Below are 13492 nucleotides of genomic sequence, written 5' to 3'. Positions count from 1 at the left end.
TGTCGGGCGGGAAATCGGTCCGATATGTGAAGCGGTATCACGTCGTATTCCTCTGCACGGAACGAGGCGATGGAAATGCGTGTCACGACCCGGCTCGCCGGAATGGTCTTCACGATGCTCCTGGTGGTCAGCGCACCGGCCTACGCGACGAACTCGCCGGCGGATTCGTCCGCCGGCGGCGACCCGCGGGTGAAACACCTCTGTTACAGCGCGCACAAGTGCGCGGGCAAAATCCTGAGCAACCGGGACAAGCACAACTGCAAGGTCAAGAGCAAGGGCAAGAGCTGGCGCTTCCAGGCCGGCGCCGCCTGCGAAGAACTCTGACCGCTGACCGCGGGCGCGTTGTTCCCGTCGTTACCGGCACGCACGCCGGGAACGACGGGAACAGCGTGGCGGGGCGGGGTCGTGCGCACTTTTGTCAAGGGGCTGGCCGGGTGTGTGCCCCTCCGTGCAACGCGCCGGCCACCGGTCCGCACCCGGGCATTGCACCGGTAAATCGGGGCGCGGTAGTGTCGATCACCAAGGGGAGCGGTGGTCCGGAGCGGCCTGCGGTGTGGTTTCACGGCGTGGATGCGGAGGGCGATTTGACCGGTCGGGTGATCTACGCCGGATTCGAGACGCAGCACCCGATCGGCGGAATTCGGTTGCTGACCGAGCACGTTTCGCTGCTGGTGGCGGCGGGGGTGGACGCGTACCGGTGGTCGCCGACGCCGGGTTTCCGGTACTCGTGGTTCGCGGACGACGTGCCGACGTTGTCGGGTGTGGAGCTGGACCTGGGCGCGGACGACGTGCTCGTGGTGCCGGAGGTGGCGGTGCTGCCCGACCGGGACCCGGCGCCGAGGGGTCGCCGGGTGGTCTTCGTGCAGGGCCACTACCTGACCTTCCTCACCTGTCCCGACGTCGAGCGCTACCCCGGCTGGGACACGCCGCCCGCGTTGTGGGCGGTGTCCCGTGACGGTGTCCGGGTGCTCGCCCGAGCCGTACCCGACCTGCCCGCGCGCCTGGTGCCCAACCCGGTCGACGCGGGGGTGTTCCGGCCCGGGGTGAAGGTGCCGAGCATCGCGTGGATGTCGCGGAAGCGGCCGTCGGAGAGCGCGTTGTTGAAGCAGATCCTGCGCAACGACCCGCGGAGTGCGGGGGTGGAGTTGCGGGACGTGCGGGGTCTGTCGCACGGGGAGGTGGCGCGGGTGTTGTCGGACACGTCGGTGTTCGTGGCGTTGGGTGCGCCGGAGGGTGAGGGTTTCGGGTTGCCGGTGGCGGAGGCGTTGGCGAGTGGGTGTCTGGTGACGGGGTACGGGTTGGGTGGTGGTGACGAGTTGTTCGAGGCGCCGTCGGCGTGGCCGGTGGCGAATCTGCGGACGGTGGAGTTGGCGGATCGGGCGTTGGAGTTGGTGCGGTTGCCCGACGCCGACCGGTTGCGTGCGGCGGGTCGTCAGTGGTTGGTCGACCGTTACAACGCGGAGGTGACCACGAAGGCGTTGCTGACGGCGGTCGAAGCGGCCCGCGCCCTGCCCGGCGAAGCCACCCGCGCCACCCACCCGGCCGCCTGGCAGGACGAGATCATGCGTGCGATGGCCCCGTACACGGCGACGATGCGCACCGCCGAACCCGGGTCCGTCGCCTTCTGAGGGGAGTGGTGTCGACGATGTCTTCGCCGAAGAAGGTCAAGAGCAGGTTCGTGTTCGACGGCGACCCGGCCGCCGACGGGTCGTCGCGGGAGTTGTTCTCCCGGATGTACGAGACGGCGGCCTGGACCATGGGGGACAAGGCCGGGCTCGGCGTGACCACGTCCCGGTCCGGTTTCGGCTCGGACCTCGTCCAGACCGAGGCGTTGCGCGCCGAGCTGCCGCGCCTGGTCGCCGACCTCGGCGTCCGCAGCTTCCTGGACGCGCCGTGCGGCGACTTCTTCTGGATGTCCCGGGTGGACCTGGGCGTGGACACCTACATCGGCGCCGACATCGTGCCCGAGCTGGTCGAGCGCAACCGGGAGGCGTTCGCCGGACCCGGCCGCGAGTTCCGCGTCCTCGACCTCGTCGCCGACCCGCTGCCCGAGGTCGACCTGGTGTTCTCGCGGGACTGCTTCGTGCACCTCTCCTTCGCCGACATCCGCGGCGCGCTGGACAACATCAAGCGCAGCGGCTCGACGTACCTGGCGATGACCACGTTCCCCGGCCGGGACGGCAACGTCGACATCGCGACGGGTTCCTGGCGCACGCTCGACTTCGGCCTCCCGCCGTTCGACCTGCCCGAGCCGGTCCGCCTGATCAACGAGCGGTGCTCGGAGGTGTACGTGGTGGAGGAGGACGGCGAGCAGGTCGAGCTGAGCTTCACCGACAAGTCGATCGGCGTCTGGCGCGTCGCCGACCTGTGACCCGCCCGCCGGTTCAGGCCGACCAGGTGACGTAGAGGAGGGCGAGGAAGCCGCCGTCCGCGCTCCGCGCCTCGAAGGCGTTGTTCGTGCCGTCCCACACCGGGAACGACACCATGTTCGCGCCGGTCTCGGGGTCGACCACCTCGTTGGTCCAGGTGAGCCGGTCGGTCGGGGCCGACGTGGACCGGAGCCGCCGTTCCGCGCGGGTGATCGCCGGGTGCCGGTGCTCGCCCCGGTGCGGCAGCGCCATGCGTTGCGCGTGCCCGCTCCACAGGGTCGCGTGGTCCGCCAGGTCCGCGCCCATGTCGCCGTAGCCCTCGTCCCAGGCCGCCTCGGCCAGGCGTGCCGGTTCCGCGACCGGGACGAGGAGCGCGGTCACGTGGCGCCGCACCGGTTCCGCGGCGCTCCCACCGCCGGAGGCCCGGACACCCGCGTAGACCGGGTGCGTCCCGTCCGGGACGTCGTGCGTGAACACGCCGTTCCCCTCGCGGCCCGGGGTCGCCCAGCTCACCGCCCCGCCCACCACGACCAGGTCGTCCACCCGCTCGACGGACGGCGGTGGTGGGCCGCACAGGTGCTCCAGTTCCAGGTCCTCCCAGGTCTTTCTGATGAAGTCCGGCACAAACGCGTCCATGGGTGCTTCCGTACTCCCCGTCCGGGCGGTGATCCGTGCGTCAGGCTATCGCCGGTCGTCACCGGTGAAGACCGCGACAGCCGGCTGATGGACGGTGTTCGAATGTCCTAACTGGACGTATTCCGCAGGCCGGTCCCCTTGTTTTCCAGCGAGTTCAGCTAACCGTGTGCGCATGTCTTCGTCGCCCATGACCGCCAGACGTGGTTTGCCCTTTCGGGCAGCCGTGGACGGGGGAGGACGAGTCGGCCGCGCGCAAGTATGGTTGATCGCAAGGGGTGGGGGTGTGCGCGTGTTCCGACGTGCAATGTGATGGGGGCTCAAGAATTTCTCGGGTGTGCCGCCGCGTGGCCGCGTGCTGCCCGCCGGTCGGGCCGTCCGACCTCCACCCCGCCGGGCCGACCGCGGGCACCGGGGTACCGCGGGAACCAGTTCTCCCAAGGAGGATGCGATGAAGACCGTTGTCATCACAGGTGGCACTTCCGGCATCGGGCGGGCGCTCGCGCACACCTGCCTGGACCGCGGTGACCAGGTGGTCGTCGTGGCACCGAACCCGGCCAAGGGCGAGGCGTTCCTCGACCGGGCGCGGCAGGCGGGCGCGGGCGACCGGGCGCACTTCATCCAGGCCGACCTGAGTTTGGTCGCGGAGACGCGACGCGTGGTCGCCGAGATCGCCGGGAAGTTCCCCGTGGTGGACGCCCTCGTGCTGTGCGCGCGTTACTTCCGCAGCCACCGCGCCGTCACCGCCGAGGGTTTCGAGCACAACTTCGCGCTGTACTACCTGAGCCGGTACGTCATCGGGTACGGCCTGGTGGACCAGTTGGACCGGGCGGCGAACCCGGTCGTGGTGAACGTCGCGGGTCCGGGCGTGGTGAAGGAGGGCGTCCGCTGGGACGACCTCCAGCTGGAGCGCGACTACGACGGCTGGGCGTCGATGGAGCACGGTGGCCGGCTCAGCGACCTGCTCGGCGTCTCGTTCGCCGGTCAGGGGCACCGCGCCCGCTACGTGCTGCTGTTCCCCGGCGGGATCAGCACCGAGTTCGCGGGCGAGTTCGACCCGGCGAGCGCGGTCACCGCCGAGGAGAAGAAGCGTGCCGGTGATCCCGTCGAGTCGTCCATCCCGCGGATCGTCGACCACATCGACTCGCCGCCGCGTGAGCCGTTGAGCGCGTTCATGGAGGACACGCGGCTGGAGATCACCGGTGAGGCGTTCGACCGGGACGCCGCCGCGCGCCTGGCGGACATCACGCGGGACCTGTTGCGGGACAAGCTCGGCGTCTCGTGAAGCGGTGCCGCCGCGGCACCGGGCTCGGTGCCGCGGCGGTGGACCCGGCGCTCAGCGCGTGGACAGCGCTCGCGCGGGCCGGTCGGTGATCCGGTCGAGCACCCGCACGAGGACGTCCGCGTCGGGCCGCTCGGCGGTCCGCCACGCGATGAAGCGGTCGGGTCGGACCAGCACGGCGCCCGCCGGGGGAACACCCACCACCCGCGCCACGTCGGCGGCCAACCGCTCGGCGGGCAGACCGGCCGCCGCCGCCGCGCCGCACCAGCCGGCCGCGTCCGGTCCGGCCAGCAGCGTCCAGCGGGACGCGACCAGGTCCAGCGTGGACACACCGGGTCGCACCCAGTGGTGCCGCAGCGGTGATCCCGGCGCGCCGTCCAGGCTCGCCGACAGGTCCTCGGTGGACGGGGGCTCCGGCACGGCGTCCACGACGGCGCTGGAGTCGTACCGGTAGCCCATGACGACCATGGTCCGCTCCCACGCCCCGACCGCGGCGCGCTCGGCGACCGCGGTCGTGTCCCAGTGCAGGCTCGGGTCGGCCCAGCGCAGCTCCGCCTGGCGGCTCACGAACCGGGACACCGCGTGCCGTTCGTCGTGGTAGGTGTCCAGCAGGCGGTCGCCGGCCGCGCCGCGCCGCACGGCCGCGAGCTTCCACGCCAGGTTGTGGGCGTCCGCCAGGCCGGTGTTGAGGCCGAACGCGCCGAGCGGCGAGATGGCGCGGGCCGCGTCGCCGACCAGGAACACCGAGCCCGCGCGGAACCGCTCGGCCATCCGCGCGGTGGCCCGCCACGGGAGCGCGCCGACGATCTCGAACGGCACGTCGGCTCCGATCGCGGTGCGCACCTTCGCGGTGCACTCCTCGTCGGTCAACGGCCCGCGGACGTGCAGCGCCCAGCGGTTGTCGCCCACCGACAGCAGGACGCCGGCGGCGTCGGGGTGGCCGATCGCGGTCATCACGGGCATCGGGCCGAGCGCGTCGACCAGGTCGGCGTGGAACAGGATGTTGACCGTCGTGTCGCCGATCTCGCCCGGCCCGGTCGTCGGGATGCCTAGCGCCGAGCGGACGCGGCTGTGCACCCCGTCCGCGCCGACGACGTACCCGGCGTCGAGCACCCTCCCGTCGGACAGCGAGACGCGGCCCCCGGGCGTCACGTCGGTGACGGTGACGCCGAACTCCACCACCGCGCCGCGTTCCCGCGCGGCGGGCAGGAGCACGGCGTCGAGGTGGTCCTGCGGGTAGTGGCCGGCCGGGGTCTCCGGCGACAGGTCGAACGGCACCACGGGCTCGGCACGCAGTGCCGTGCGGTCGATCTCGGCGGCCGTGCGGGCGTCGGCCCTCAGCATCAGCGTGGAGCGCACGGCGGCGTTGGCGACGGCTTCGCCGAGGCCGACTTCGCGGAAGATTTCCAGCGTGCGCGGGCTGATGCCCATCGCACGCGGGTGTGCCGAGAGCGCGTGTCGGCGTTCGAACACCAGCGACGGCACGCCGTGGTGTCCGAGGAACACCGCCGTGGCCAGGCCGACGGTGCCGCCACCTGCGATGACTACGGGTAGCACGATGATGACCTCCCCCAAGTTGGGAACACTGTTCCCGCTCTGGGAACACCGTACCCGAACGGTTAGGATGCAGCCATGCCCCCTCCCACGCTGGTCTGGATGCGCGACCGCGGTGGCCGTCCCGCGCTGACGGAGGAGCGCATCGTGCGCGCGGCGACGCGCATCGCGGACGCGGAGGGCATCGACGCGCTGTCGATGCGGCGGGTGGCCGCCGAGCTGGGCACGGGGACGACGTCGCTCTACCGGCACATCGTGGGCAAGGACGAGCTGATCGAGCTGATGGTCGACGCCGTCTACGGCGAGGACCCGCTGCCCGAGCCCGGTGACGGCGACTGGCGCGGGGAACTGGCCGACATCGCGCGTGCGTTCCGCCGGTCGCTGCTCGCGCACCCGTGGCTGGCGCAGCAGGCGAGCCGCCGCCCGGCGCTCGGCCCGAACGTGATCGCGCGCTCGGACCACACCCTGTCCGTGGCCGCCAAGGCGACGCCGGACGCCACCAAGGCGGGCATGATCGTGGATGTGCTGAACACCTACGTGCTGGGTTCGGTGTCCGGGGAGCTGGCCGAGGCGGAAGCGCGGCGCACCACCGGGATGACCGAGGACCAGTGGCGGAACTCCGTCGGGGAGTACGTCGCCCAGGTCGTCGAGTCGGGCCGGTACCCGCACTTCAACCGGCGCGTGATCGAAGCGGGCGACCCGGACGCGGAGACCCGTTTCGAGTTCGGCCTGTTCTCCCTGCTGGCCGGTCTGTCCGACGTGCTCTGAGCCGGTTCACCGCGGACCCGTCGCCGCGGTCCTGCCCGGCACGGCCACCGGCCTGTCCGGCCGCACCTCGGACCCGACCAGGTGGCGGGGGTCCTGGACGCCCACCTGGACCTGGTCCCGGGCACGGCGTGACCGGCGGCCCGTCCGGTAACTTCGGCGTCCGGACCTCGTTCTCCGGCGAGTACGACCCCGCGATGGCCGAGCAGGTGCCGGCCGCCCGGCGGGTCGCGAAACCCGTGGAGGAGGGCATCCGGCCGGTGCTCGTGGTCCTGGACGACGCTCGCGGGCTGCACGAGCTGACCACCGGGTCGCCCTCGGGGGTGACCGGTACCCGGAACCGGTGACGGACCCGATCGGCGCATTCGCCGAACCCGGCACCCGTGCCAGGCTCGGCGGTGGAGCCGACCCCACGGGGGAACCATGAAGTTCAGCTACGCCATGCTGCCGGACCTGCCGCTGCGGGACTCCCTCGCGGCCATCCGCCTGGCGGACGAACTCGGGTACCACGCCGTCTACGCCGCGGACGAGACCTGGCACAAGGACATGTGGCTGCTGTTCGCCGCCGCCGCGGACCAGACCCGGCACATCCGCCTCGGACCCTGCCTGTCACCGGTGGTGCTGCGTGAACCGACGTTGATCGCGCAGGCGGCGGCGACGCTGGACGAACTGACCGGCGGCCGGGCGGAGTGCGTGATCTCCAGCGGCAACTTCGGCCTGCTCGCGCAGTACGGGATCGACTGGACCAGGAACAAACCGCTGTCCCGCGTCGCGGAGGCGCACCACGTGATGCGCACGTTCCTGGACGAGGGCACGATCACCCACGACGGCGAGCACTTCCACTACCGCGGCCTGTTCACGTCCGCCCGCCCGGTGCAGCGACGCCTGCCGCTCAAGCTCGGCGCGATGCGCGGCCCCCGGTCGTTCCGGTTGGCGGGTGAGGTCGCCGACGGCGTCCACCACTCGCTGAGCTATTCGTTGCGCGCCTACGAGTACATGGTGCACAACGTGCGCGTGGGCGCCGAGCGGGCCGGACGTGACTGGCGAACGCTCGACCTCGGCGCCTGGGTGGTGTTCGCGGTCGCGGAGGACGGCGCGGCGGCGAAGCGGGCGGCGCGCGCGATGGTCGCCCTCTACGCGTCGTCGATGTCGGAGGAGCAGCTGGCCCGCAACGACGTCGACCCGGCCGACCTGCGCCCGGCCATCGCCGCCGCCGACGCGGGCGACCTGCGCCGCGCCTACGACCTCACCCCCGCGCCGGTGGCGGAGCGGCTGTCGATCGCGGGCACGCCCGCGGAGTGCGTCGACAAGCTCAAGCGCGAGATCGAACCCGCCGGGATCAACCACCTGATCCTCGCGATCACCGATTCCGCGCTGGTCCACGCCCTCTCCGGGCTGGACCTGCCCGGCGTGCCCGACGCACAGGCGCAACTGCGCCTGGTCCACGACCAGGTGATGCCCGCCTTCGGCTGAGCGCCGGGGTGGGCGCGGGAACGCCCACCCCGGTCGGTCAACGCCCGAGCACCGTGCAGGTGGCGGTGGACGTCTTGGTGGGGTCGCTCTCCGAGGTGGCCTTCAGGGTCACCGTCGACAGCAGCGCGCCCCCGTCCCGCTTGACGTGCACCGGCACCTCCACCGCGCGGCCGAACCGCGCCGTCGCCAGCTCGTTGGGCACGGAGACCGCCCAGCCGCGACCGCCGGTGGCGGACAGCCGGTAGACGTCCCCGCCGAGGTACTGGCCGACGTCCTCCGGGTGCTGCCCGGCGGGAGCCGCGCTCCGGCCGGTGTTGAACAGCGGGAACCGGCAGGTCGCCACGCCGTCCGAGCCGGTCCGGCCGGCGGTCGGCAGCACGCGCACGCCCCGCTGCTGCGGGCCCGCGCCGTCCAGCGACCGGATGGCCACCACGTAGGACAGGACGCCCTGGCGGTCGCGCTTGACGTCCAGCACGTAGAAGTGCAGGCGGTTGGCCTGGTCGACGTACTCGTACTCGCTGCCCGAGCCCGTGCCGGCGTGGAACAACGCGTCCGAGAGCTGCCGGTAGTCGCCGATCGTGATGGGCACCTTCCGCCCGTCCGGCAGGACGTAGTCGGTCATGCCGATGTCCTGCGGGTTGGCGTCGACCACCCACGCGAACGGCGCGCGGTCCTCGTTCTTGGTCTTGGCGAGCAGCACGCCCGCGTCCGGCGTGAACGAGTCCGCGCCCATCCGGTCGACGACCTCGACCGTGTAGTTCTGGTAGCCGCCGCCGTCGCACAGCGGGTTGGTGCGGACGTCGCAGGCGGGGGAGAGGTCCCCGCCGCCGAGCGCGATGTTCACGCCGGAGAGCCCCTTCGGGCCCGGCTGGACCGCGCGTGCGGTGATCTCGGCGATCACCACGCCCGAGTCGGCCAGCGCCTCGCGGGACAGGCGCAGCACGTTGCGCTCGTCCACGATGCCGAGCTTCATCTTGTTGCGCAGCACGTGTTGCGCGCCCATCGAACCACCCGCGGTCGCCGGGACGACCCAGCGGGAGTGCGGACCGCCGGGCCCGTTGAACGAACCGCGGGACAGCATGTCCCAGATGCCGGTGTACGCGCGGCGCGGCGGGTTGCCGTACGGGTTGTTGTAGTTGTCGCCGATGCCGAGCAGGTGGCTCAGCTCGTGCGCGTACACGCCCTGGCCGGAACTCTCCGCCTGCGTGGACGATCCGCCGCCCGCGTTGGGCCACAACGCCGAGCCCGCCGCCCACGACGTCCAGTCCACGTACCGCGTGGCGGACCAGTTGGGCAGGGCGGGGTCGGGCGGCCCGAACTCGTCGGGCACGTCCTCCTTGGTCGGGAACTTCATCGTCCCGAACTCCTGCCAGGTGCCGGACTCGTCCTGGCCCGCCGACAGGAAGTACACGAAGTCGAAGCCCGCCGGCACCTGTGCGCCGACGTCGGCGACCCACGCGGCGCGGCCGTCGGTGCGGATGTCGCGGTCGCAGCGGTCGCCCGCCGGGCAGTCGCCGTCCGCCTGGAACTCCATGGCGTACTCGTGGTCCTTGCCCGGCATGGTGTACGGGCCGAACGCGGTGAGGTCGACGCCGTAACGCCCGCCGGAGTCCTCCATCCAGTATTCGTGGACGGTGTGGCCGCGGTTGAGGGCGTTGGGTTTGTTCAGGAAGTCCTGGTAGAACCGCGCGACCTGGTCACGCGGGACGTCGTGGGCCTCCGCGCTGGGGTTGGCGAACACCGTCGACCCCTGCGGTTGGGTCACGACGAACGGCTGGTTCGGGTAGTCCAACAGGACCAACGCGCCCTTGAAGTTCTTGACCGATCCCCGGACCGCCGGGTCGGCCCAGTTGGTGCCGGGGATCTTCCGGTAGTCCCGCTCCCACGTCATGTGGTCCGGGTTCACCCAGTTCTGCGGGTCGATGGGGCCGGGGAACGCGCCCCGCGCCATCACCCGCGCGTCGTCCCGGCTCTGCTGCCACGGTTGCTGCTGCGGCCAGTGGTCGTACTGCCAGGGGTGCGGCGGCACGTCGGGGGAAGCGGCGAGCGCGCCGGTGTTGCCCGCGGCCAGGGCCGTGATCGAGAACAACGCGGCGACCAGGAGCAGGGGGCGCCTGCGCCGATGAGGAACCCGAGCGAGGTACATGTCACCTCCGAAGCGTTGATCCGCACACGCTAACCGCCGCCGACGTTTCCTCACGTCTCCTCGCGGGCTTTGTCAGTTGACGGTGCGAACGGCGCCGTCACGGTGTCGGAGCAACCCTCCCCGTCCTAGACGAACGGCGTCGTGGGCGCGATCCCGGCGAGCGAGCGGCCGAGGAGTTCCAGGTTGGTCGTGGGCGCGATGAGACCGTGCATGCTCAGGGCCCGGACGTCGCGGGTGATGCGCTGGATGGGCGCGGTCGTGCGCAGGGACGAGCCGCCGCTGGCCGAGCCGACGATGTCCACCGCCTCCCGCGCGAGCCGGGCGACGTAACCCATGGTGGCGCGCGCGTTGACTCGGTCCCGCATGGTGGGCGTCGTGCGCCCGGTCTCGTCGGCCTCCACCCCGCGCGCGATGTGGGTGGTGAGGTGGCGGGCGCAGGCCACCTTCATCGTGGCCTCGGCGAGCTGGAAGTGGGTGACCGGCGCTTCGTGCTGCGCGTGGTGCTCGGTGTAGGCGATGCCCCGGTGGTGCATCCGCTCGGTGAAGTCGGACAGCGCGCCTTCGGCCATGCCGAGGAGTGTCGCGCTGCTGGTCGCGCAGAGGAGGGGCACGATCGCGATCCGGTAGAACGGGTCGGTCGCGTTGGCCACCGACCGCAACCGGCCCTCGGTCAGGGTCGGGAGCACGTGCAGGGTGCGGTGCTCGGGCACGAACACGTCGTGCGCGACGACGGTGTTGCTGCCGGTACCGGAGAGCCCGGTGACGTCCCAGTCGTCCAGGACCTCCAGCTCCGCCAGGGGCACGAGCACCCACATCGGCTCCGGCGGCCGACCGTCGACCGGTGCGGTGGTGGCGATCATGACGTCCCACCGCGAGTGCCGGCAGCCGGTGTTGAACGGGCACCGGCCGTTGACCACGTAACCGCCGCCGGTGGGCACCGCGGTCAGCGTCGTGGTGAACGCGCCGCAGATCCGCACGTCGGGGTCGGCGAACACCTCGTCCTGCGCCTCGTCGGTGAACAACGACACGATCCGGGAACCGGCCTGGTGGATGGCCTCGACCCACGCGGTCGACCCGCAGGCCCCGGCGAGCGCCGCCATGACCTCAACCTGCGCGGTCGCCGGGGTCTGGTAGCCGCCGTAGCGGTGGGGCACGTTCATCCGGTGCAGCCCGGTCGCGTTCAGCGCCGTCACGACCTCGTCGGTGAGCCGTCCCTCGCGTTCGGCGCGCAGCGCGTTGTCGCGCACCAGGCCCAGCACGTTCGCCACGCGCTCGCGCAGCTCCTCGTTCGACGGTTCCTGGAGGGTCATCGCGTTCCCCGGGTCGGGTGGCATCGGCGCTGGTCGTAGCGTAGTGCCTACCCGTGTGGTCGCGGATGCACCGATTGAACGAATCGCCACGCCAGTCCACAGTGGACTGGTGTGAGGCGTCCCGATTGTTGCGGACGCGGTCGCGTCTAGTCCGGCCAATCGGGTGACGCTCTTTGTCCATAGTGGACTCAGCCGTTGGCTCCGCCACGCAGTTCGAGGGTGATCTGGGCCGCGTCGATGTTGCGCAGCGCGGCGGAGAGGGCGTCGGCGTCGTACACGCCGTCGTCACGGGCGTCGAGGAGCGCGTCGCGCTGCGCGTTGAGCACGGCGATGTAGTGCTGCTTGTTGGAGGTGCCCGGTGGGCGCGGGGTGTCGTGGGCCGCGTCGCGCAGCAGCGCGAGGATCTGCTCCCGCTCCTCCTGCTGCTCGCGTGCCTCGTCCTCGTCCACGCGGTCCGGGAACAGGCGCTTGACCAGCGGCCCCACCGTGCCGCCCTGCACCAGCAACGACATGGTCGCCACGGCGAAGGCGATGAACACCAGCAGCGGCCGGTGCGGGGTGTTCTCCGGGAGGGTCTGCGCGGCGGCCACGGTGATCGCGCCACGCATACCCGCCCACACCACGACCGAGCCCTCGCGGACGCCGAGCGGCTGGCGCAGCAGGTAGTCGATGTCGGCCAGCCCGCGGCGGACGCGGGTGGCGAGGCGTTGCAGGTCGCGCGGCGAGGGCTGCCGCCGCCACCCGACCGGTTGACCTGCTTCGAGGCGTTCGTTCACGGCGGCGATGCGGGGTTGGATCGCCTCGCCGCGTGACGCGCGTCGTCGCAGCGCCCACAGCAGGGGTGTCACGTAGGCGGTGCGGACCAGCAGCGTCACGGCGAGCGCGATGGCCGCGATCCCGATCGCCGCGCCGAGGCCGGTGTGCTCGCGGTGCACCTCGGTGAGGATCGTGGAGAGCTGGAGGCCCATCGCGAGGAAGACCACGCCTTCGAGGACCAGTTCCACGGACGCCCAGTTCTGCGCGTCCGAGACGCGGTGCTGGGGCGGCAGCACGCGGGGCGCCCGGAAACCGGTGATGAGGCCCGCGACGACGGCGGCGACCAGGCCGGAGCTGCCGAGCGCTTCCGCCGGGACGGCCGCCACGAACGGGACGGTGAACGACAGGATCGTGTTCACGGTCGCGTCGCCCACGCGTCGGCGCACCGCCAGGTTGCCCCAGCCGACGAGCGCGCCCACGACGACGGCGACCGCGATGGCGTAGGCGAAGGTGCCCAGCGCGCCCCAGAACGAGAACGCCGCCGCGGTGGCCACGACGGTCGTGCGCAGCAGCACCAGGGCGGTGGCGTCGTTGAGCAGGCTCTCGCCGTCGAGGAGGACCACCACGCGGCGCGGCAGGCCGGTGCCCTTGATGATCGACGTCGCCACCGCGTCCGTGGGGCTGATGATCGCGCCCAGCGCCACGCCCCAGACGAACCCGAGGTCGGGGACCAGCCACGCGAACAGACCGCCCAGCACCAGGGCGGTCGCGACCACGAGCAACACGGACAGGCCGCTGATGGCGCGGAACTCGCGGCGGAAGTTCATGGCGGGCATCGACACCGCGGACGCGTAGAGCAGCGGTGGCAGCAGCCCTTCGAGGACCCACTCCGGGTTGATGACGACGTCTTCCAGCACCGGCGCCAGGGCGGTGGCGATGCCCACCAGGACCAGCACCAGCGGGGCGGCGACACCCAGGCGGGGCGCGAGCACCGCGGCGGCGGCGATGATCACAAGAGCCAGGACCGCGACGGTGATGACCTCCAGCACGCGCCCTCCTTCGACCGGTTCGCGCCCACCATGCTGGGACAAGAACCGCGTCCCCGCCCCCCGACGCCTGCCGCCGGGTCGGGCCGCGCATCGCCGCCGACGCGTTGTCGGTTGGGGCCGGGGCGCAAGCCGCCGCCGCGTCGTTCGGGGCGAGG

Annotated in this window: 12 protein-coding genes; 7 read left to right on the top strand and 5 right to left on the bottom strand. The window is 71.9% G+C overall.

Annotated features, from left to right (window positions below; translation table 11 throughout):
* The first annotated feature begins 75 nt into the window (after window positions 1-75).
* The 3 genes from KZQ38_RS15675 (at window position 76) to KZQ38_RS15665 (ending at window position 2371) form a co-directional block, all read left to right on the top strand.
* On the top strand, window positions 76-324 hold the full coding sequence (locus KZQ38_RS15675; protein WP_219442670.1) for a hypothetical protein: 249 nt from the start codon (window positions 76-78) through the stop codon (window positions 322-324).
* A gap of 260 nt (window positions 325-584) precedes the next feature.
* Window positions 585-1628, top strand: a complete 1044-nt coding sequence (locus KZQ38_RS15670) for a glycosyltransferase family protein (RefSeq protein WP_219442669.1) — start codon at window positions 585-587, stop codon at window positions 1626-1628.
* Between the two features lie 17 nt (window positions 1629-1645).
* Window positions 1646-2371 carry a class I SAM-dependent methyltransferase gene (locus KZQ38_RS15665; RefSeq protein WP_219442667.1) on the top strand — a complete coding sequence of 242 codons (726 nt, stop codon included), beginning with the start codon at window positions 1646-1648 and terminating at the stop codon, window positions 2369-2371.
* Between the two features lie 13 nt (window positions 2372-2384).
* On the opposite strand, the gene KZQ38_RS15660 is transcribed toward KZQ38_RS15665, so the two are convergent.
* Window positions 2385-3005, bottom strand: coding sequence for a hypothetical protein (locus KZQ38_RS15660; RefSeq protein WP_219442666.1), 621 nt, complete (start codon window positions 3003-3005; stop codon window positions 2385-2387).
* 448 nt (window positions 3006-3453) lie between these two features.
* Here KZQ38_RS15660 and KZQ38_RS15655 point away from each other — a divergent pair, with 448 nt between their 5' ends.
* The gene (locus KZQ38_RS15655) at window positions 3454-4287 is read left to right on the top strand and encodes an SDR family NAD(P)-dependent oxidoreductase (protein ID WP_219442664.1); all 834 of its coding nucleotides are present in this window, start codon (window positions 3454-3456) and stop codon (window positions 4285-4287) included.
* A 51-nt stretch (window positions 4288-4338) separates the two neighbouring features.
* On the opposite strand, the gene KZQ38_RS15650 is transcribed toward KZQ38_RS15655, so the two are convergent.
* Window positions 4339-5859 carry an FAD-dependent monooxygenase gene (locus KZQ38_RS15650; protein ID WP_257901432.1) on the bottom strand — a complete coding sequence of 507 codons (1521 nt, stop codon included), beginning with the start codon at window positions 5857-5859 and terminating at the stop codon, window positions 4339-4341.
* A gap of 57 nt (window positions 5860-5916) precedes the next feature.
* Between KZQ38_RS15650 and KZQ38_RS15645 the strand changes: the two genes are divergently transcribed.
* The 3 genes from KZQ38_RS15645 (at window position 5917) to KZQ38_RS15635 (ending at window position 8076) form a co-directional block, all read left to right on the top strand.
* On the top strand, window positions 5917-6606 hold the full coding sequence (locus KZQ38_RS15645) for a TetR/AcrR family transcriptional regulator (RefSeq protein WP_219442662.1): 690 nt from the start codon (window positions 5917-5919) through the stop codon (window positions 6604-6606).
* A gap of 128 nt (window positions 6607-6734) precedes the next feature.
* Window positions 6735-6950, top strand: coding sequence for a hypothetical protein (locus KZQ38_RS15640; protein WP_219442661.1), 216 nt, complete (start codon window positions 6735-6737; stop codon window positions 6948-6950).
* A 76-nt stretch (window positions 6951-7026) separates the two neighbouring features.
* Window positions 7027-8076, top strand: coding sequence for an LLM class flavin-dependent oxidoreductase (locus KZQ38_RS15635; RefSeq protein WP_219442659.1), 1050 nt, complete (start codon window positions 7027-7029; stop codon window positions 8074-8076).
* A 37-nt stretch (window positions 8077-8113) separates the two neighbouring features.
* Here the strand turns inward: KZQ38_RS15635 and KZQ38_RS15630 are convergent, their stop codons facing one another.
* The 3 genes from KZQ38_RS15630 to KZQ38_RS15620 all read right to left on the bottom strand — a co-directional run bounded on the left by KZQ38_RS15630 (window position 8114) and on the right by KZQ38_RS15620 (window position 13337).
* Complete coding sequence (locus KZQ38_RS15630) at window positions 8114-10222, bottom strand: M6 family metalloprotease domain-containing protein (protein WP_257901431.1); 2109 nt, start codon at window positions 10220-10222, stop codon at window positions 8114-8116.
* Window positions 10223-10347: 125 nt separating this feature from the next.
* The gene (locus KZQ38_RS15625) at window positions 10348-11556 is read right to left on the bottom strand and encodes an acyl-CoA dehydrogenase family protein (protein WP_219442657.1); all 1209 of its coding nucleotides are present in this window, start codon (window positions 11554-11556) and stop codon (window positions 10348-10350) included.
* 164 nt (window positions 11557-11720) lie between these two features.
* Window positions 11721-13337, bottom strand: coding sequence for a cation:proton antiporter (locus KZQ38_RS15620; RefSeq protein ID WP_219442655.1), 1617 nt, complete (start codon window positions 13335-13337; stop codon window positions 11721-11723).
* Between the last annotated feature and the right edge of the window lie 155 nt (window positions 13338-13492).

This window comes from Saccharothrix obliqua (assembly GCF_019375475.1).
In the GTDB taxonomy this organism is placed as follows: Bacteria; Actinomycetota; Actinomycetes; order Mycobacteriales; family Pseudonocardiaceae; genus Actinosynnema; species Actinosynnema obliqua.
The sequence above is the reverse complement of the archived record's forward strand: the minus strand, read 5'-3'. Positions and strand labels throughout refer to the sequence as shown.